Origin of the sequence: Pseudomonas sichuanensis (assembly GCF_024749065.1) — a bacterium.
GTDB classification, from domain to species: Bacteria; Pseudomonadota; Gammaproteobacteria; order Pseudomonadales; family Pseudomonadaceae; genus Aquipseudomonas; species Aquipseudomonas sichuanensis.
In genome coordinates this window covers 4883281-4901734 of the sequence record NZ_CP087185.1, presented here as the reverse complement: position 1 = coordinate 4901734, position 18454 = coordinate 4883281, and the positions used below count along the sequence as shown (strand labels likewise).

General features: G+C 58.6%; 14 protein-coding genes, 1 tRNA gene and 3 rRNA genes. 15 read left to right on the top strand and 3 right to left on the bottom strand.

What is annotated here, in order from left to right:
- Window positions 1-575: 575 nt before the first annotated feature.
- The 3 genes from LOY51_RS22155 to rrf all read left to right on the top strand — a co-directional run bounded on the left by LOY51_RS22155 (window position 576) and on the right by rrf (window position 5571).
- Window positions 576-2112 (top strand): 16S ribosomal RNA (locus LOY51_RS22155).
- A gap of 314 nt (window positions 2113-2426) precedes the next feature.
- Window positions 2427-5320: ribosomal RNA gene (locus LOY51_RS22150) — 23S ribosomal RNA — on the top strand.
- A gap of 135 nt (window positions 5321-5455) precedes the next feature.
- A 5S ribosomal RNA gene (gene rrf / locus LOY51_RS22145) occupies window positions 5456-5571 on the top strand.
- Together the 16S, 23S and 5S rRNA genes form the textbook arrangement of a ribosomal RNA operon.
- A 418-nt stretch (window positions 5572-5989) precedes the next feature.
- On the opposite strand, the gene LOY51_RS22140 is transcribed toward rrf, so the two are convergent.
- Window positions 5990-6223 carry a hypothetical protein gene (locus tag LOY51_RS22140; RefSeq protein WP_125860165.1) on the bottom strand — a complete coding sequence of 78 codons (234 nt, stop codon included), beginning with the start codon at window positions 6221-6223 and terminating at the stop codon, window positions 5990-5992.
- Between the two features lie 508 nt (window positions 6224-6731).
- Window positions 6732-6816, bottom strand: a tRNA-Leu gene (locus tag LOY51_RS22135).
- A 108-nt stretch (window positions 6817-6924) separates the two neighbouring features.
- Between LOY51_RS22135 and queA the strand changes: the two genes are divergently transcribed.
- From queA to LOY51_RS22105, 6 genes are all read left to right on the top strand, one after another.
- Window positions 6925-7974 carry a tRNA preQ1(34) S-adenosylmethionine ribosyltransferase-isomerase QueA gene (gene queA / locus LOY51_RS22130; protein WP_125465410.1) on the top strand — a complete coding sequence of 350 codons (1050 nt, stop codon included), beginning with the start codon at window positions 6925-6927 and terminating at the stop codon, window positions 7972-7974.
- A gap of 14 nt (window positions 7975-7988) precedes the next feature.
- Window positions 7989-9104 carry a tRNA guanosine(34) transglycosylase Tgt gene (gene tgt / locus LOY51_RS22125; RefSeq protein ID WP_258646704.1) on the top strand — a complete coding sequence of 372 codons (1116 nt, stop codon included), beginning with the start codon at window positions 7989-7991 and terminating at the stop codon, window positions 9102-9104.
- 43 nt (window positions 9105-9147) lie between these two features.
- Window positions 9148-9483, top strand: coding sequence for a preprotein translocase subunit YajC (gene yajC, locus LOY51_RS22120; protein WP_008092587.1), 336 nt, complete (start codon window positions 9148-9150; stop codon window positions 9481-9483).
- Window positions 9484-9547: 64 nt separating this feature from the next.
- Window positions 9548-11410: a protein translocase subunit SecD gene (gene secD / locus LOY51_RS22115; protein WP_125465408.1), complete on the top strand. Its 1863-nt coding sequence runs from the start codon at window positions 9548-9550 to the stop codon at window positions 11408-11410.
- Between the two features lie 10 nt (window positions 11411-11420).
- Window positions 11421-12329: a protein translocase subunit SecF gene (gene secF, locus LOY51_RS22110; RefSeq protein WP_110993507.1), complete on the top strand. Its 909-nt coding sequence runs from the start codon at window positions 11421-11423 to the stop codon at window positions 12327-12329.
- 120 nt (window positions 12330-12449) lie between these two features.
- A complete protein-coding gene (locus tag LOY51_RS22105; RefSeq protein ID WP_125465407.1) occupies window positions 12450-12998 on the top strand; it encodes a glycine zipper 2TM domain-containing protein in 549 nt (182 codons plus the stop codon).
- 234 nt (window positions 12999-13232) lie between these two features.
- On the opposite strand, the gene suhB is transcribed toward LOY51_RS22105, so the two are convergent.
- The gene (gene suhB, locus LOY51_RS22100; protein WP_110993505.1) at window positions 13233-14051 is read right to left on the bottom strand and encodes a type III secretion system regulator SuhB; all 819 of its coding nucleotides are present in this window, start codon (window positions 14049-14051) and stop codon (window positions 13233-13235) included.
- Window positions 14052-14202: 151 nt separating this feature from the next.
- On the opposite strand from suhB, the gene trmJ reads away from it, so the two are divergent.
- The 6 genes from trmJ to iscA all read left to right on the top strand — a co-directional run bounded on the left by trmJ (window position 14203) and on the right by iscA (window position 18453).
- Entirely contained in the window at window positions 14203-14958 is a 756-nt protein-coding gene (trmJ, locus tag LOY51_RS22095) for a tRNA (cytosine(32)/uridine(32)-2'-O)-methyltransferase TrmJ (RefSeq protein WP_125466245.1), read from the top strand.
- Window positions 14959-14961: 3 nt separating this feature from the next.
- Window positions 14962-15750: a serine O-acetyltransferase gene (cysE, locus tag LOY51_RS22090; RefSeq protein ID WP_125465406.1), complete on the top strand. Its 789-nt coding sequence runs from the start codon at window positions 14962-14964 to the stop codon at window positions 15748-15750.
- 168 nt (window positions 15751-15918) lie between these two features.
- Entirely contained in the window at window positions 15919-16410 is a 492-nt protein-coding gene (gene iscR / locus LOY51_RS22085) for a Fe-S cluster assembly transcriptional regulator IscR (protein ID WP_110993503.1), read from the top strand.
- Between the two features lie 43 nt (window positions 16411-16453).
- On the top strand, window positions 16454-17668 hold the full coding sequence (locus LOY51_RS22080; RefSeq protein WP_258643064.1) for an IscS subfamily cysteine desulfurase: 1215 nt from the start codon (window positions 16454-16456) through the stop codon (window positions 17666-17668).
- 46 nt (window positions 17669-17714) lie between these two features.
- Window positions 17715-18101, top strand: coding sequence for a Fe-S cluster assembly scaffold IscU (gene iscU / locus LOY51_RS22075; RefSeq protein ID WP_010452756.1), 387 nt, complete (start codon window positions 17715-17717; stop codon window positions 18099-18101).
- A 28-nt stretch (window positions 18102-18129) separates the two neighbouring features.
- Window positions 18130-18453, top strand: a complete 324-nt coding sequence (gene iscA / locus LOY51_RS22070) for an iron-sulfur cluster assembly protein IscA (protein WP_011532338.1) — start codon at window positions 18130-18132, stop codon at window positions 18451-18453.
- The last annotated feature ends 1 nt before the right edge of the window (window position 18454 follow it).

Below are 18454 nucleotides of genomic sequence, written 5' to 3'. Positions count from 1 at the left end.
ATCCTGAAAGGGTTAGGCGAGCTTAGCGCCTGTGGTTTGGGCAGTACCTTATATATAGGGTAATGCCTTGTGGGGGCTTGAAAGCGCTTGGGGTGGGCGCGGGGACCTTGCTAAGCATTTAATTGTTGGGCAGGGTTGACGGCCTGATTTAATACTGTATTATTCGCCTCCCGCAGCGAGACATCGCAGCGGAGAAGCAGTAAGCTGTTGAAATTCCTGAAAAAATTTCAACGAGGCAGTTGACAGCAGGTTGTAACGCTGTATGATTCGCCTCCCGCTACGAGAGATCGCAGCGAGTTAAGCGGTTGAAGCTAAACGAGTTTCTCGGAAAGAACTTCAAAATAAACGCTTGACAGCCAATGAGGAAAGCGTAGAATGCGCGCCTCGGTTGAGACGAAAAGCTCTTAACCAAACGCTCTTTAACAGATTGAGTCAAGCAATTCGTGTGGGTGCTTGTGAGTACGGACTGATAGTCAAAAAGATTATCAGCATCACAAGTGGCCATGCGAGAAATCACATAGTCATTTGAGATTGCTGAGCCAAGTTTAGGGTTTCTTAAAAACCCAAGCAGTATTGAACTGAAGAGTTTGATCATGGCTCAGATTGAACGCTGGCGGCAGGCCTAACACATGCAAGTCGAGCGGATGAGAAGAGCTTGCTCTTCGATTCAGCGGCGGACGGGTGAGTAATGCCTAGGAATCTGCCTGGTAGTGGGGGACAACGTTTCGAAAGGAACGCTAATACCGCATACGTCCTACGGGAGAAAGCAGGGGACCTTCGGGCCTTGCGCTATCAGATGAGCCTAGGTCGGATTAGCTAGTTGGTGAGGTAATGGCTCACCAAGGCGACGATCCGTAACTGGTCTGAGAGGATGATCAGTCACACTGGAACTGAGACACGGTCCAGACTCCTACGGGAGGCAGCAGTGGGGAATATTGGACAATGGGCGAAAGCCTGATCCAGCCATGCCGCGTGTGTGAAGAAGGTCTTCGGATTGTAAAGCACTTTAAGTTGGGAGGAAGGGCAGTAAGTTAATACCTTGCTGTTTTGACGTTACCGACAGAATAAGCACCGGCTAACTCTGTGCCAGCAGCCGCGGTAATACAGAGGGTGCAAGCGTTAATCGGAATTACTGGGCGTAAAGCGCGCGTAGGTGGTTCGTTAAGTTGGATGTGAAAGCCCCGGGCTCAACCTGGGAACTGCATCCAAAACTGGCGAGCTAGAGTATGGTAGAGGGTGGTGGAATTTCCTGTGTAGCGGTGAAATGCGTAGATATAGGAAGGAACACCAGTGGCGAAGGCGACCACCTGGACTGATACTGACACTGAGGTGCGAAAGCGTGGGGAGCAAACAGGATTAGATACCCTGGTAGTCCACGCCGTAAACGATGTCAACTAGCCGTTGGAATCCTTGAGATTTTAGTGGCGCAGCTAACGCATTAAGTTGACCGCCTGGGGAGTACGGCCGCAAGGTTAAAACTCAAATGAATTGACGGGGGCCCGCACAAGCGGTGGAGCATGTGGTTTAATTCGAAGCAACGCGAAGAACCTTACCAGGCCTTGACATGCAGAGAACTTTCCAGAGATGGATTGGTGCCTTCGGGAACTCTGACACAGGTGCTGCATGGCTGTCGTCAGCTCGTGTCGTGAGATGTTGGGTTAAGTCCCGTAACGAGCGCAACCCTTGTCCTTAGTTACCAGCACGTTATGGTGGGCACTCTAAGGAGACTGCCGGTGACAAACCGGAGGAAGGTGGGGATGACGTCAAGTCATCATGGCCCTTACGGCCTGGGCTACACACGTGCTACAATGGTCGGTACAGAGGGTTGCCAAGCCGCGAGGTGGAGCTAATCTCACAAAACCGATCGTAGTCCGGATCGCAGTCTGCAACTCGACTGCGTGAAGTCGGAATCGCTAGTAATCGCAAATCAGAATGTTGCGGTGAATACGTTCCCGGGCCTTGTACACACCGCCCGTCACACCATGGGAGTGGGTTGCACCAGAAGTAGCTAGTCTAACCTTCGGGAGGACGGTTACCACGGTGTGATTCATGACTGGGGTGAAGTCGTAACAAGGTAGCCGTAGGGGAACCTGCGGCTGGATCACCTCCTTAATCGACGACATCAGCCTGCTGATGAGCTCCCACACGAATTGCTTGATTCTTTGTGAAAGACGGAAGGCCAGCCATGATGTTGGTCTGTCGCGTTAGAGTTTAGAAATGAATATTCCATTGTGAATATTGATTTCTAGTCTTTGACTAGTACGTTCTTTAAAAATTCGGATATGTGATAGATAGACTGACATGCACTTTCACTGGTGTGTGATCAGGCTAAGGTAAAATTTGTGAGTTCTGCTCTTAATTGAGCGAAATGCGAATTTTCGGCGAATGTCGTCTTCACAGTATAACCAGATTGCTTGGGGTTATATGGTCAAGTGAAGAAGCGCATACGGTGGATGCCTTGGCAGTCAGAGGCGATGAAAGACGTGGTAGCCTGCGATAAGCTTTGGGGAGTCGGCAAACAGACTGTGATCCAGAGATCTCTGAATGGGGGAACCCAGCCAGCATAAGCTGGTTATCTTGTACTGAATACATAGGTGCAAGAGGCGAACCAGGGGAACTGAAACATCTAAGTACCCTGAGGAAAAGAAATCAACCGAGATTCCCTTAGTAGTGGCGAGCGAACGGGGACCAGCCCTTAAGTTGGTTTGAGATTAGTGGAACGCTCTGGAAAGTGCGGCCATAGTGGGTGATAGCCCCGTACACGAAAATCTCTTATCAATGAAATCGAGTAGGACGGAGCACGAGAAACTTTGTCTGAATATGGGGGGACCATCCTCCAAGGCTAAATACTACTGACTGACCGATAGTGAACCAGTACCGTGAGGGAAAGGCGAAAAGAACCCCGGAGAGGGGAGTGAAATAGAACCTGAAACCGTATGCGTACAAGCAGTGGGAGCCTACTTTGTTAGGTGACTGCGTACCTTTTGTATAATGGGTCAGCGACTTATATTCAGTGGCGAGCTTAACCGAATAGGGGAGGCGTAGCGAAAGCGAGTCTTAATAGGGCGCTTTAGTCGCTGGGTATAGACCCGAAACCGGGCGATCTATCCATGGGCAGGTTGAAGGTTAGGTAACACTGACTGGAGGACCGAACCGACTACCGTTGAAAAGTTAGCGGATGACCTGTGGATCGGAGTGAAAGGCTAATCAAGCTCGGAGATAGCTGGTTCTCCTCGAAAGCTATTTAGGTAGCGCCTCATGTATCACTGTAGGGGGTAGAGCACTGTTTCGGCTAGGGGGTCATCCCGACTTACCAAACCGATGCAAACTCCGAATACCTACAAGTGCCGAGCATGGGAGACACACGGCGGGTGCTAACGTCCGTCGTGAAAAGGGAAACAACCCAGACCGTCAGCTAAGGTCCCAAAGTCATGGTTAAGTGGGAAACGATGTGGGAAGGCTTAGACAGCTAGGAGGTTGGCTTAGAAGCAGCCACCCTTTAAAGAAAGCGTAATAGCTCACTAGTCGAGTCGGCCTGCGCGGAAGATGTAACGGGGCTCAAACCATGCACCGAAGCTACGGGTATCACCTTTTGGTGATGCGGTAGAGGAGCGTTCTGTAAGCCTGTGAAGGTGAGTTGAGAAGCTTGCTGGAGGTATCAGAAGTGCGAATGCTGACATGAGTAACGACAATGGGAGTGAAAAACTCCCACGCCGAAAGACCAAGGTTTCCTGCGCAACGTTAATCGACGCAGGGTTAGTCGGTCCCTAAGGCGAGGCTGAAAAGCGTAGTCGATGGAAAACAGGTTAATATTCCTGTACTTCCAGTTATTGCGATGGAGGGACGGAGAAGGCTAGGCCAGCTTGGCGTTGGTTGTCCAAGTTTAAGGTGGTAGGCTGAGATCTTAGGCAAATCCGGGATCTCAAGGCCGAGAGCTGATGACGAGTGCTCTTTAGAGCGCGAAGTGGTTGATGCCATGCTTCCAAGAAAAGCTCCTAAGCTTCAGATAACTGGGAACCGTACCCCAAACCGACACAGGTGGTTAGGTAGAGAATACCAAGGCGCTTGAGAGAACTCGGGTGAAGGAACTAGGCAAAATGGCACCGTAACTTCGGGAGAAGGTGCGCCGGCGAGGGTGAAGGACTTGCTCCGTAAGCCCATGCCGGTCGAAGATACCAGGCCGCTGCGACTGTTTATTAAAAACACAGCACTCTGCAAACACGAAAGTGGACGTATAGGGTGTGACGCCTGCCCGGTGCCGGAAGGTTAATTGATGGGGTTAGCGCAAGCGAAGCTCTTGATCGAAGCCCCGGTAAACGGCGGCCGTAACTATAACGGTCCTAAGGTAGCGAAATTCCTTGTCGGGTAAGTTCCGACCTGCACGAATGGCGTAACGATGGCGGCGCTGTCTCCACCCGAGACTCAGTGAAATTGAAATCGCTGTGAAGATGCAGTGTATCCGCGGCTAGACGGAAAGACCCCGTGAACCTTTACTATAGCTTTGCACTGGACTTTGAGCTTGCTTGTGTAGGATAGGTGGGAGGCTTTGAAGTGGGGACGCCAGTTCTCATGGAGCCATCCTTGAAATACCACCCTGGCAACCTTGAGGTTCTAACTCAGGTCCGTTATCCGGATCGAGGACAGTGTATGGTGGGTAGTTTGACTGGGGCGGTCTCCTCCCAAAGAGTAACGGAGGAGTACGAAGGTGCGCTCAGACCGGTCGGAAATCGGTCGTAGAGTATAAAGGCAAAAGCGCGCTTGACTGCGAGACAAACACGTCGAGCAGGTACGAAAGTAGGTCTTAGTGATCCGGTGGTTCTGTATGGAAGGGCCATCGCTCAACGGATAAAAGGTACTCCGGGGATAACAGGCTGATACCGCCCAAGAGTTCATATCGACGGCGGTGTTTGGCACCTCGATGTCGGCTCATCACATCCTGGGGCTGAAGCCGGTCCCAAGGGTATGGCTGTTCGCCATTTAAAGTGGTACGCGAGCTGGGTTTAGAACGTCGTGAGACAGTTCGGTCCCTATCTGCCGTGGACGTTTGAGATTTGAGAGGGGCTGCTCCTAGTACGAGAGGACCGGAGTGGACGAACCTCTGGTGTTCCGGTTGTCACGCCAGTGGCATTGCCGGGTAGCTATGTTCGGAAGAGATAACCGCTGAAAGCATCTAAGCGGGAAACTTGCCTCAAGATGAGATCTCACTGGGATCTTGAATCCCCTGAAGGGCCGTCGAAGACTACGACGTTGATAGGTTGGGTGTGTAAGCGCTGTGAGGCGTTGAGCTAACCAATACTAATTGCCCGTGAGGCTTGACCATATAACACCCAAGCAATTTGAGCACGTATGCCAAATTGTGGTGGTGAAGACGAAAGACCCGAAAGTTCGCAACATCACAAATCACATATCTGAATTAGCCAAGAGTGTTCACAAGACATTCTGGGCAACCGAATTTCTTGACGACCATAGAGCATTGGAACCACCTGATCCCATCCCGAACTCAGTAGTGAAACGATGCATCGCCGATGGTAGTGTGGGGTTTCCCCATGTGAGAGTAGGTCATCGTCAAGATTCATTTCGCAAAACCCCTATCTGCGCATGCAGGTAGGGGTTTTGTCTTTTCCGCGATTACACAAGCCTGGTGAGGAGCGCCTGTGGGAGCGGGCTTGCCCCGCGATAGCTCTGGCCAGGCACTGCTCAGGCAGTGAGGCTGGCTGGGTTGGCCTCATCGCGGGGCAAGCCCGCTCCCACGCTCTATGTATAAGGCGTCGGTGCTGCCTACGCAGAGCAGTGGCCAAAAAGGCTTCTAGGAGCCTCATACAGGGCCGTTTGGAGCTTCGCCATCCCTACCCGCAGCATGTTGCCCTCATAGTCCAATTGCGGGGCTGGCGTGGCTACCACGCTCTATGCGTACACGTCCTGTTCACCATAGGCATTACCGAAACTGGTAATGCCGGCAGTCCAGTCGGTCATCGCGTTTTCCCCTTGGTCAGTGCTTGACCTGCAGTGTGCTCAATGCCAACTCCGCTAATTGACGGGCGGCTTCGATCTCGTGGGTAGTTGTCAGCGACAGGCCTCGGTCCAAGGGCGTGACATGGGCCGGGGTGTGCAGGTGGATGATGGAGAGGGCGCAGAAGAGCCTCTCCGAGATCTGGACCAGGAGGTCTTCAAGGGAGTGGAACTTCTCAGGGGAAAGCGGTGGGTCGGGGACAATCTTCAACATGGGGTAATCCTTACTGAAGAGCTATCCACCATTGCTGTCAAACAAGTGGGTGGCAGCGTACGTGGGTTGACAGACCGGTCAGTAAGGAAAACCCGGCGCACTCGAAAGTGCCCCACGTACAGCCGCCATGAAAGGCGAAGCCATGCGAGTTTATTACTGAGTCAGCCTGTCAAAGCTGATCGTTGATTTAGCAACGATCGGCCGAGACTAGAGCCCGACCCAGACCACCGCAATGGCTTGAAAGGGGTTTGGAGTATGTTTGGGAAATGGACTACAGGGAATGGGGAAAGTCTTAAAGACTTGGGTGCAAGATTGAATCAGCGAAGCGGGCTTCACTGTCGTGGCGCATCGCTGGCAAGCCAGCTCCCACAGTGGACGGCGCAGGGTTCAGGCATGGCACATACCTGTGGGAGCCGGCTTGCCGGCGATGAAACCACTACGGTCAGCCCAACTTTCCCCGATTCCCAGGCACAAAAAAACCGACCATAAGGTCGGTTTTTTCTGGATTTGGTGCCCCGAGGGAGACTCGAACTCCCACTCCTTTCGAAAACGGATTTTGAATCCGCCGCGTCTACCAATTCCGCCATCAGGGCTTGTCGCGGCGCAGTATAGAGAGGCGCATGAGGTCGGTCAATCGTCTTTCATGGTCAATTTTCATGCGTTGGGCTAAACTTCCCGGCCCTGTCGAACCGAACATCATCATGCGCGTCGCCGATTTTTCTTTCGAACTCCCAGACTCCCTCATCGCCCGCCACCCGTTGGCCGAGCGTCACGGCAGCCGCCTGCTCGTGCTCGACGGTCAAAGCGGCGCGCTGGCCCACCAGCAATTCACTGACCTGCTCGACTACCTGCGCCCCGGCGACCTGATGGTGTTCAACAACACCCGGGTTATTCCTGCGCGGCTGTTCGGCCAGAAAGCCTCCGGCGGCAAGCTGGAAGTGCTGGTCGAGCGTGTGCTGGACAGCCACCGCGTGCTGGCCCATGTGCGCGCCAGCAAGGCGCCGAAAGAAGGCGCGGTGATCCTCATCGATGGCGGTGGCGAGGCCGAGATGGTCGCGCGCCACGATACCCTGTTCGAGCTGCGCTTCACCGAAGAGGTGCTGCCTCTGCTCGAACGTGTCGGCCATATGCCGCTGCCGCCCTACATCGACCGCCCGGACGAGGGCGCCGACCGTGAGCGCTATCAGACGGTCTATGCCGAGCGTGCGGGCGCAGTGGCTGCGCCTACCGCCGGGCTGCACTTCGACGAGGCGCTGCTGGAAAAGATCGCAGCCAAGGGCGTCGAGCGCGCCTTCGTCACTCTGCATGTGGGCGCCGGCACCTTCCAGCCGGTGCGGGTCGACAAGATCGAAGACCACCACATGCACAAAGAGTGGCTCGAAGTGAGCCAGGATGTGGTCGACGCCGTCGAGGCCTGCCGTGCCCGTGGTGGCCGGGTGATCGCCGTGGGTACCACCAGCGTGCGTTCGCTGGAAAGCGCGGCGCGCGATGGCGTGCTCAAGGCGTTCAGCGGCGACACCGATATCTTCATCTTCCCGGGCCGGCCGTTCCATGTGGTCGACTGCCTGGTGACCAACTTCCACCTGCCGGAGTCCACGCTGCTGATGCTGGTCTCGGCCTTCGCCGGTTACCCCGAGACCATGGCTGCCTATGCGGCGGCGGTGGCGAACGGTTACCGCTTCTTCAGTTACGGTGATGCCATGTTCATCACCCGCAATCCGGCGCCACGCGGCCCAGAGGATCAAGCATGAGTCGCACCTGTCGAATGTCGTTCGAACTGCTGGCCACCGACGGCAAGGCCCGTCGCGGTCGGCTGTCCTTCCCCCGTGGCACCGTGGAAACCCCGGCGTTCATGCCGGTGGGTACCTATGGCACGGTCAAGGGCATGCTGCCGCGCGACATTGAAGCCATCGGCGCCGAGATCATCCTTGGCAACACCTTCCACCTGTGGCTGCGCCCAGGCACCGAGGTGATCAAGAAGCACAACGGCCTGCACGACTTCATGCAATGGAAAGGCCCCATCCTCACCGACTCCGGTGGTTTCCAGGTATTCAGCCTGGGCGCCATGCGCAAGATCAAGGAGGAGGGCGTAACCTTCGCCTCGCCCGTGGATGGCTCGAAAGTGTTCATGGGCCCGGAAGAGTCCATGCAGGTGCAGCGCGACCTGGGCTCGGACATCGTGATGATCTTCGACGAGTGCACGCCGTACCCGGCCGAGCACGACGTGGCGCGCACCTCGATGGAGCTGTCGCTGCGTTGGGCCCAGCGCTCGAAGAACGCCCACGCCGACAACACCGCGGCGCTGTTCGGTATCGTGCAGGGCGGCATGTATCAGGACCTGCGCATGCGTTCGCTGGAAGGCCTGGACAACATCGGCTTCGACGGCCTGGCCATCGGTGGTCTGTCGGTGGGTGAGCCCAAGCACGAGATGATCAAGGTGCTGGACTACCTGCCAGGCCAGATGCCGGCTGACAAACCTCGTTACCTTATGGGGGTAGGCAAGCCGGAGGATCTTGTAGAGGGTGTGCGCCGCGGCGTCGACATGTTCGACTGCGTGATGCCCACGCGCAATGCGCGCAACGGCCATCTGTTCATCGACACAGGGGTGATCAAGATCCGCAATGCGTTCCATCGTCATGATGAATCGCCGCTGGATCCGACCTGCGATTGCTACACCTGCACCAACTTCTCGCGCGCCTACCTGCACCACCTGGACAAGTGCGGCGAAATGTTGAGCAGCATGCTGAATACCATCCACAACTTGCGCCATTACCAGCGCTTGATGGCCGGTTTACGCGAGGCTATTCAACAGGGTAAATTGGCCGCCTTTGTCGACGCCTTCTACGCCAAACGCGGGCTCCCTGTGCCGCCTTTGGACTGACTGTTTGCATCCATTATTAGAAAATTTGCATTAGGAGTGCACAATGAGCTTCTTGATTCCCGCCGCCTACGCGGACGCTGCAGCCCCTGCCGCCGGCCCAGCCGGTACCGGCTTCGAGTGGATCTTCCTGGTCGGCTTCCTGGTCATCTTCTACCTGATGATCTGGCGCCCACAGGCCAAGCGCGCCAAAGAGCAGAAGAACCTGCTGAGCAACTTGCAGAAGGGTGACGAAGTTGTCACCAACGGCGGCATCGCCGGCAAGATCGTCAAGGTTTCCGATGATTTCGTGGTTCTGGAAGTGTCCGACACCGTCGAACTGAAGTTCCAGAAGGGCGCGATTGCCGCGACCCTGCCAAAAGGTACGCTCAAGGCTATCTGAGTTACCGGTTTCATTTTTCCAGTCGGGGCGCGCAAAGCGCCCCGCGTCTTGAACGGGCGGCGTGATGCTGAACAAATACCCTCTGTGGAAATACCTGCTGATCGTGGTGGTACTGGCGATCGGTTTTATTTATTCCGCACCCAACCTCTACCCGGATGATCCGGCGGTACAGATCAGCGGCGCCAGCTCCGCGCTGCATGTCAGCCAGGCTGACCTCGATCGCGTTACCAAGGCGCTGACCGATGCCGGCATCGCGGTGAAAGGCGGCAACCTGGGCGAGAAGGGCAGTGCGCTGGTGCGCCTGACCAACCAGGAAGACCAGCTGCCAGCCAAGGATGTGGCGCGCAAGGCCCTCGGCGATGACTATGTCGTGGCCCTGAACCTGGCCCAGACCACCCCGCAGTGGCTGCGCAACCTGGGTGCCAGCCCGATGAAGCTGGGCCTGGACCTGTCCGGTGGTGTGCACTTCCTGCTGGAAGTGGACATGGACAAGGCCATGACTGCCCGCATGAAAGTCTACGAAGGCGAGGTCAAGACCTTGCTGCGCAAAGAGCGCGTCCGCTACCGCAGCCTGCCTCAGCAGGATGGCGGCATCATGCTGGGCTTCGCCGACGACGCTACCCGCGAACAGGCCCGCAGCCTGATCCGCAAGAATTTCAATGATTTCGAACTGACCACCACCGAGCGCAACGAGCTCGCCGTGCTGCGCCTGGCACTGACCCAGGCCAAGGTCGCCGAAATCCGCGAATACTCCATCAAGCAGAACCTGACCACCGTTCGCAACCGTGTGAACGAGCTGGGTGTGGCCGAGCCGCTGGTACAGCGCCAGGGCGCCAACCGCATCGTGGTCGAGCTGCCGGGTGTGCAGGACACCGCAGAAGCCAAGCGTATCCTCGGCAAGACCGCCAACCTGGAGTTCCGCTTCGGCGCCGAGCCGGGTGCGTCCAAAGCCACCACCGAGGTGTTCGAGTTCCGCGAAGGCGGCCGCTCTGCCCCGGTCGAGCGCGGCCTGATCATCACTGGTGACCAGGTCACCGACGCCCAGGCCAGCTTCGACGAGCACGGTCGCCCGCAGGTGAACATCCGCCTCGACGGCCACGGCGGCGAGCTGATGAGCCGCGCTACCCGCTCCAACGTCGGGCGCAGCATGGCGGTGATCTTCATCGAGCAGAAGCCGGTCACTCACTACGAGAAGCAGACAGTCAACGGCGTCGAGAAGGACGTTGCGGTCCAGAGCTTCAAGGAAGAGAAGAAGATCATCAGCCTGGCGACCATTCAGTCGCCGCTGGGCAGCCAGTTCCGCATCACCGGCCTGAACGGCCAGGGCGAATCGTCCGAACTGGCCCTGCTGCTGCGTGCCGGTGGTCTGGCTGCGCCGATGTACTTCGCCGAAGAACGTACCATTGGCCCGAGCCTGGGTGCCGACAACATCACCAAGGGTATCGATGCATCCCTGTGGGGCATGCTGTTCGTCTCGCTGTTCATCATCGCCATCTACCGCGGCTTCGGCGTGATCGCCACTGTCGCCCTGGCGGGCAACATGGTGCTGCTGCTGGCATTGATGTCGCTGCTGGGCGCCACGCTGACCTTGCCGGGTATCGCCGGTATCGTGCTGACCATGGGTATGGCGGTCGACGCCAACGTACTGATCTTCTCGCGTATCCGTGAGGAGCTCAAAGCGGGCATGTCGGTGCAGCGTGCCATCCACGAAGGCTTCAACCGTGCGTACACCGCGATCATCGACGCCAACCTGACCAGCCTGCTGGTGGGCGGCATCCTGTTCGCCATGGGTACCGGCCCGGTCAAGGGCTTCGCGGTCACCATGTCCCTCGGGATTTTCACCTCGATGTTCACCGCCGTCATGGTGACCCGCGCCATGGTCAACCTGACCTGTGGCGGGCGTGACATCAAGAAGCTGTGGGTTTGAGGGAGCTGCGATGAAAACCATCAATTTCATGGGCGTGCGCAATGTCGCATTCGCCATTACCGTGCTCCTCACCGTACTGGCGTTGTTCAGCTGGTGGCAGAAGGGCCTGAACTTCGGCCTGGACTTCACCGGCGGTACGCTGATCGAGCTCACCTACGAGCGCCCTGCAGACCTCAAGGCCGTCCGTGCCGAGCTGGTCGAGTCGGGCTTCCACGAGGCCGTGGTGCAGAGCTTCGGCGCCACCACCGACCTGCTGGTGCGCATGCCGGGCGATGACCCGCTGCTGGGCAACAAGGTAGCGGCGGCGCTGCAGAAGGCCGGCGGTGACAACCCGGCCACCCTCAAGCGCGTCGAGTTCGTCGGCCCGCAGGTGGGTGAAGAGCTGCGTGACCAGGGCGGCATGGGCATGCTCCTGGCCCTTGGCGGCATCCTCATCTACCTGGCGTTCCGCTTCCAGTGGAAGTTCGCCGTGGGTGCCATCGTCTCGCTGATCCACGACGTGGTGGTGACCCTGGGTATCCTGTCGTTCTTCCAGATCACCTTCGACCTGACGGTGCTGGCAGCGGTGCTGGCGATCATCGGTTACTCGCTCAACGACACCATCGTCGTGTTCGACCGGGTGCGTGAGAACTTCCGGGTGATGCGCAAGGCTTCGCTGATCGAGAACATCAACGTCTCGACCACCCAGACCCTGCTGCGCACTATCGCCACCTCGGTGTCGACCTTGCTGGCCATCGCGGCCCTGCTGTTCTTCGGTGGTGACAACCTGTTTGGTTTCTCCCTGGCGCTGTTCATCGGCGTCATGGCGGGTACCTACTCGTCGATCTACATCGCCAACGTGGTGCTGATCTGGCTGAACCTGAACAGTGAAGACCTGATCCCGCCGGCCAAGAACGAGGGTGTGGACGAGCGTCCGTAAACGATCGTTCAACGCCGTTCGGCGTAATCAAAGGCGCGAGTGTTGAACTCGCGCCTTTTTTTTTGCTCCAAGGCTGGGAGAAAGCGGGCTGGAGCCCGTAAGAAAGATCAGGAGGTTCAGGTGAATAAATCAATGCTGGTGGGTGCGGTACTGGGTGCTGTCGGTGTGACTGCCGGAGGTGCTGTGGCGACCTACAGCTTGGTGAACAAGGGCCCTGAATACGCCCAGGTCACCGACGTGCAGCCAATCAAGCAGCAGGTGAAGACACCGCGCGAGGTGTGCAAGGAGGTCGCTGTGACCCGCCAGGCACCGGTCAAGGACCAGCATCAGATTGCCGGTACCGTGGTCGGAGCCATTGCCGGCGGTCTGCTGGGTAACCAGATCGGCGGCGGTACCGGCAAGAAGATCGCCACGGTCGCCGGCGCGGTAGGCGGTGGCTATGCGGGCAACAAGACCCAGGAATACATGCAGGAGCGTGACACCACCACGACCATGCAGACCCGCTGCAGCACGGTCAACGACATCAGCGAGAAGGTGGTGGGGTACAACGTCACCTATTCCCTCGGTGACCAGGTGGGCAAGGTGAAGATGAATCACGAGCCGGGCTCGACCATCCCTGTGGACAAGAACGGCAAGCTGATCCTGAGCGAGAACCAGGCGGGGCAGTGAGTCGTTTGCCTGCCGCTCTCATGGCTTTAATCGGTTAGCAGGAACAGCGTGGGAGCGGGCTTGCCCCGCGATCACCGGCGAAGCCGGTGCCATATATCGATCGCATCGCAGTGCAAGCCCGCTCCCACGCGTTACTCTGCGCGACAACGCCGCCCAAACAGCTAGCGATTCCCTATAAAAACGGCATAAAAAAAGCACCTCTAGAGGTGCTTTTTTGTGCTCGGCAATCAGCGCTTAGCGCTTCATGCTCTCCGGCAGGTGCGGCTGGATGGCAGTCAGCACGGCCTTGAAGCACTTGATGTTGCCGGCAACGATATGGCCCTTCTCGAGGAAGTCATGGCCACCGTTGAAGTCGCTCACCAGGCCGCCTGCTTCCTGGATCAGCAGCACGCCTGCAGCCATGTCCCACTCGGACAGGCCCGACTCCCAGAAGGCGTCGAAGCGGCCGGCGGCCACATAGGCGAGATCCAGGCTGGCGGAGCCGGCGCGGCGGATGCCGGCGGTCTGGCCGGTCAGTGCGCGGAACATACCCAGATAGTTGTCCAGGTCGGCCAGCTGGTTGTCACGGAACGGGAAGCCGGTGCCCAGCAGGGCGCCTTCCAGGCTGGTGCGCGAGCTGACGCGCAGGCGACGGCCATTGATCTGGGCGCCACGGCCACGGCTGGCGGTGAATTCTTCCTGGCGAACCGGGTCGAGGACCACGGCGTGCTCCAGGCGGCCGCGGTATTTGCAAGCGATGCTGACCGCGAAGTGCGGGATGCCGCGCAGGAAGTTGGTGGTGCCGTCCAGAGGATCGATGATCCACAGGTAGTCCTTGCCTTCTTCGCCGGTGCCGGCGTGCAGGCCGGTCTCTTCGCCCTGGATCGAGTGGTTCGGGTAGGCTTTGCGCAGGGCTTCGACGATGACCTTCTCGGCGGCACGGTCGACCTCGGACACATAGTCCTTGGCCTGCTTTTCGTCGACTTTGATGCTGTCCAGGCGTTCGATGGAGCGGAAAATCAGTTCACTGGCGCTGCGAGCGGCGCGCAGGGCGATATTCAGCATAGGCTGCATGGGAAGGTCACCTGGAGATGTTAAAGAAGAAAGCCGCACATTCTAGCAGAAATCTTTGACGGAAGAAGTGTCACATTTGCTTTCATGGCGTTACGCTGGTCGGTTCTGTAAGATCGAAACCTTCTTCATCCGCGTCTGTGAGCACAACACCTTGCTGCAAAATATTCGTGTTGTTCTGGTCAATACCAGCCACCCCGGCAATATCGGCGGCGCTGCGCGTGCCATGAAAAACATGGGCCTGGCGCGTCTGGTGCTGGTGCAGCCAAAAGAATTCCCGGCCGCCGATGCCTCGGCGCGCGCCTCCGGTGCCGACGATGTGCTCGACAATGCCCAGGTGGTCGACAGCCTCGAGCAGGCACTGGTCGGTTGCAACCTGGTGATGGGCACCAGTGCTCGTGAGCGCAGCATCCCCTGGCCGTTGATCGGCCCCCGGGAGTGCGGCACCAAGGCAGTGGAGCATGCCCTGGCTGGCGAGGAAATCGCCCTGGTGTTCGGTCGCGAACACGCCGGGCTGACCAACGAAGAACTGCAGCGATGTCACTTCCACGTGCACATTCCATCCAATCCCGACTTCAGCTCGCTGAATCTGGCCGCCGCCGTCCAGGTGCTCTCCTACGAGGTGCGCATGGCCTCGTTGGCGGTGCAGGGCGTGGCGCCCAAGGTCGAGAAAGCGGACGCCAACGAGCTGGCGACCATGGACGAAATGGAGCTGTTCTATGACCACCTGGAAAAAACCCTGGTGGACATTGGCTTCCTCGACCCCGCCAAGCCCAAGCACCTGATGCCGCGCATGCGCCGGCTGTTCGGGCGCAGCTCGGTCGAGCGTACGGAAATGAGCATTTTGCGCGGCATCCTCACCGAGACCCAGAAAGTCGTCCGGGGCGAGCCGCATAAACGGAAGGACTGAACGATGTTCGAGCGTCTGCGTGAAGATATTCAAAGTGTTTTCCATCGTGACCCGGCGGCGCGCAACGCCTTCGAGGTCCTGACCTGCTACCCGGGCATGCACGCTATCTGGCTGCACCGTCTGGGCAATGCCCTGTGGAAGCGCGATTTCAAATGGCTGGCTCGCCTGGTGTCGAACTTCGGGCGCTGGATGACCGGTATCGAGATCCACCCGGGCGCGACCATCGGCCGGCGTTTCTTCATCGACCACGGCATGGGCATCGTCATTGGCGAGACTGCCGAGATCGGTGACGACGTGACGCTGTACCAGGGCGTAACCCTGGGCGGCACCAGCTGGAACAAAGGCAAGCGCCACCCGACCCTGGAAAACGGCGTGGTGGTGGGGGCGGGCGCCAAGGTGCTGGGGCCGTTCACGGTCGGTGCCGGGGCCAAGATCGGCTCCAACGCCGTGGTCACCAAGGCGGTGCCGGCCGGCGCCACGGCGGTGGGCATCCCGGGGCGCATCATCGTCAAGAGCGAGGACGATGCCGTCGAAGCCAAGCGCAAGGCCATGGCCGAGAAGATCGGTTTCGACGCCTATGGCGTCAGCGGCGACATGCCTGACCCGGTGGCCAGGGCCATCGGCCAGATGCTCGACCACTTGCAGGCAGTCGACGAGCGCCTGGAGGGGATGTGTGGCGCCCTGACCAGGATGGGCAGTGACTACTGTGCCAAGGAGCTGCCGGCACTGCCCGCCGATGACTTCGCCAATGCCTGCGCAGAGCTGAAGCAGGGCGACACTCAGCCGCATTGATTCCGCCAGCCCGACACAAGGGGCGTGTGCTCGCGCCCCTCGTCTGCTACACTCGCGCCCGCCTCCCGCATGCATACCCGACTAAAGCACTAGGTCTAATAGTTGACTTAAATGCTCGGGAATCGCATACTCGCACACATTCTGTAACTCCCGTGGTAACCATACGCCATGCGACTGACTACCAAAGGCCGATACGCCGTGACCGCCATGCTTGACCTGGCGTTACACGCGCAGCATGGGCCGGTGTCACTGGCCGATATTTCCGAGCGCCAGGGCATTTCCCTTTCTTATCTGGAGCAGCTGTTCGCCAAGCTGCGCCGCAGCAGCCTGGTATCCAGCGTTCGCGGCCCGGGCGGCGGTTACCAGCTGTCGCGCGGCATGGAAACCATCCAGGTGGCCCAGGTGATCGACGCGGTCAACGAGTCGGTCGATGCCACCCGCTGCCAGGGCCTGGGCGACTGCCATGCCGGTGATACCTGCCTGACTCACCACCTGTGGTGCGACCTGAGCCAGCAGATCCATGAATTCCTCAGCGGCATCAGCCTGGCCGACCTCGTCAAGCGCCGTGAGGTGCAAGAAGTCGCCCAGCGCCAGGACCTGCGCCGTGTTGCAGGCCGTACCGCCATGTTGGACAAGATTGAGACGTCCGCCGTCGACTGAAATTCAGCGCCGAGCGACGCCAACGCCTGATAGGAGATACTCAATGAAGTTGCCGATCTACCTCGATTACTCCGCGACCACACCGGTCGATCCACGTGTGGCCCAGAAAATGGCCGAATGCCTGCTGGTCGACGGGAACTTCGGTAACCCGGCCTCGCGTTCCCACGTGTTTGGCTGGAAAGCCGAAGAAGCGGTCGAGAATGGCCGTCGCCAGGTGGCCGAGCTGATCAATGCCGACCCGCGCGAGATCGTCTGGACCAGCGGTGCCACCGAGTCCGACAACCTCGCCCTCAAAGGCGTGGCGCACTTCTATCAGACCAAGGGCAAGCACATCATCACCTCCAAGATCGAGCACAAGGCGGTCCTGGACACCGCTCGCCAGCTCGAGCGTGAAGGTTTCGAAGTCACCTACCTCGAGCCAGGCGATGACGGCATCGTCACCCCGGCCATGGTCGAAGCTGCCCTGCGTGACGACACCATCCTGGTTTCGCTGATGCACGTGAACAACGAAGTCGGCTCGATCAACGACATCGCCGCCATCGGCGAACTGACCCGCTCGCGCGGCGTGCTGTTCCACGTCGATGCCGCCCAGTCGGCCGGCAAGGTCGAAATCGACCTGCAAAAGCTGAAAGTCGACCTGATGTCGTTCTCGGCGCACAAGGTCTACGGCCCCAAAGGCATCGGCGCGCTGTACGTCAGCCGCAAGCCGCGTGTACGCCTGGAAGCCATGGTTCACGGCGGTGGCCATGAGCGCGGCATGCGCTCGGGCACCCTGCCAACCCACCAGATCGTCGGCATGGGCGAAGCCTTCGCCATTGCCAAGCAGGAAATGGCCAGCGAAAACGTGCGCATCAAGGCTCTGAGCGAGCGCTTCTTCAAGCAGGTCTCGGGCCTCGAAGAGCTGTACGTCAACGGCAGCCAGACCGCCCGCGTACCGCACAACCTGAACCTGAGCTTCAACTACGTCGAAGGCGAGTCGCTGCTGATGTCGCTCAAGGACATCGCTGTTTCGTCCGGTTCGGCCTGCACTTCCGCTTCGCTCGAGCCGTCCTACGTCCTGCGCGCCCTGGGCCGCAACGACGAACTGGCGCACAGCTCGATCCGCTTCTCTTTCGGCCGCTTCACCAGCGAAGAAGAAGTCGACTACGCCGCGCAGAAAGTCTGCGAGGCCGTCAACAAACTGCGTGAGCTGTCGCCCCTTTGGGACATGTACAAAGACGGCGTCGACATCTCCAAGATCGAGTGGGCCGCCCACTAAGCAGTCGCCGGCAAGAGCGGCTCCCTGATGAGGAAGGAATTGCACCATGGCATACAGTGAAAAGGTCATCGACCACTACGAAAACCCACGCAACGTCGGCAAGATGAATGCCGAGGATCCGGATGTCGGTACCGGCATGGTCGGCGCTCCGGCGTGCGGTGACGTGATGCGTCTGCAGATCAAGGTCAACGAGCAAGGCATCATCGAAGACGCCAAGTTCAAGACCTACGGCTGCGGTTCGGCCATCGCCTCCAGCTCCCTCGCCACCGAGTGGATGAAGGGCAAGACCCTGGACGAAGCCGAAACCATCAAGAACACCCAGCTGGCTGAAGAGCTGGCACTGCCGCCGGTCAAGATCCACTGCTCCGTACTCGCCGAAGATGCCATCAAGGCAGCCGTTCGCGATTACAAGCAGAAGAAAGGCCTGGTCTAAGTCGCCTGTTGCAAGGTAAGGAGTTCCGATGGCCATCAGCATGACAGAAGCCGCCGCCAACCACATTCGCCGCTCCCTCGACGGGCGCGGCAAAGGTGAAGGCATTCGCCTGGGCGTGCGCACCACCGGTTGCTCGGGCCTGGCCTACGTGCTGGAGTTCGTTGACGAGCTGGCCGAAGAAGACCAGGTGTTCGAGAACCACGGCGTGAAGGTCATCATCGACCCGAAAAGCCTGGTGTACCTCGACGGCACCGAGCTGGACTTCGTCAAGGAAGGGTTGAACGAAGGCTTCAAGTTCAACAACCCCAACGTGCGCGGTGAATGTGGCTGCGGCGAAAGCTTCAACGTTTGAG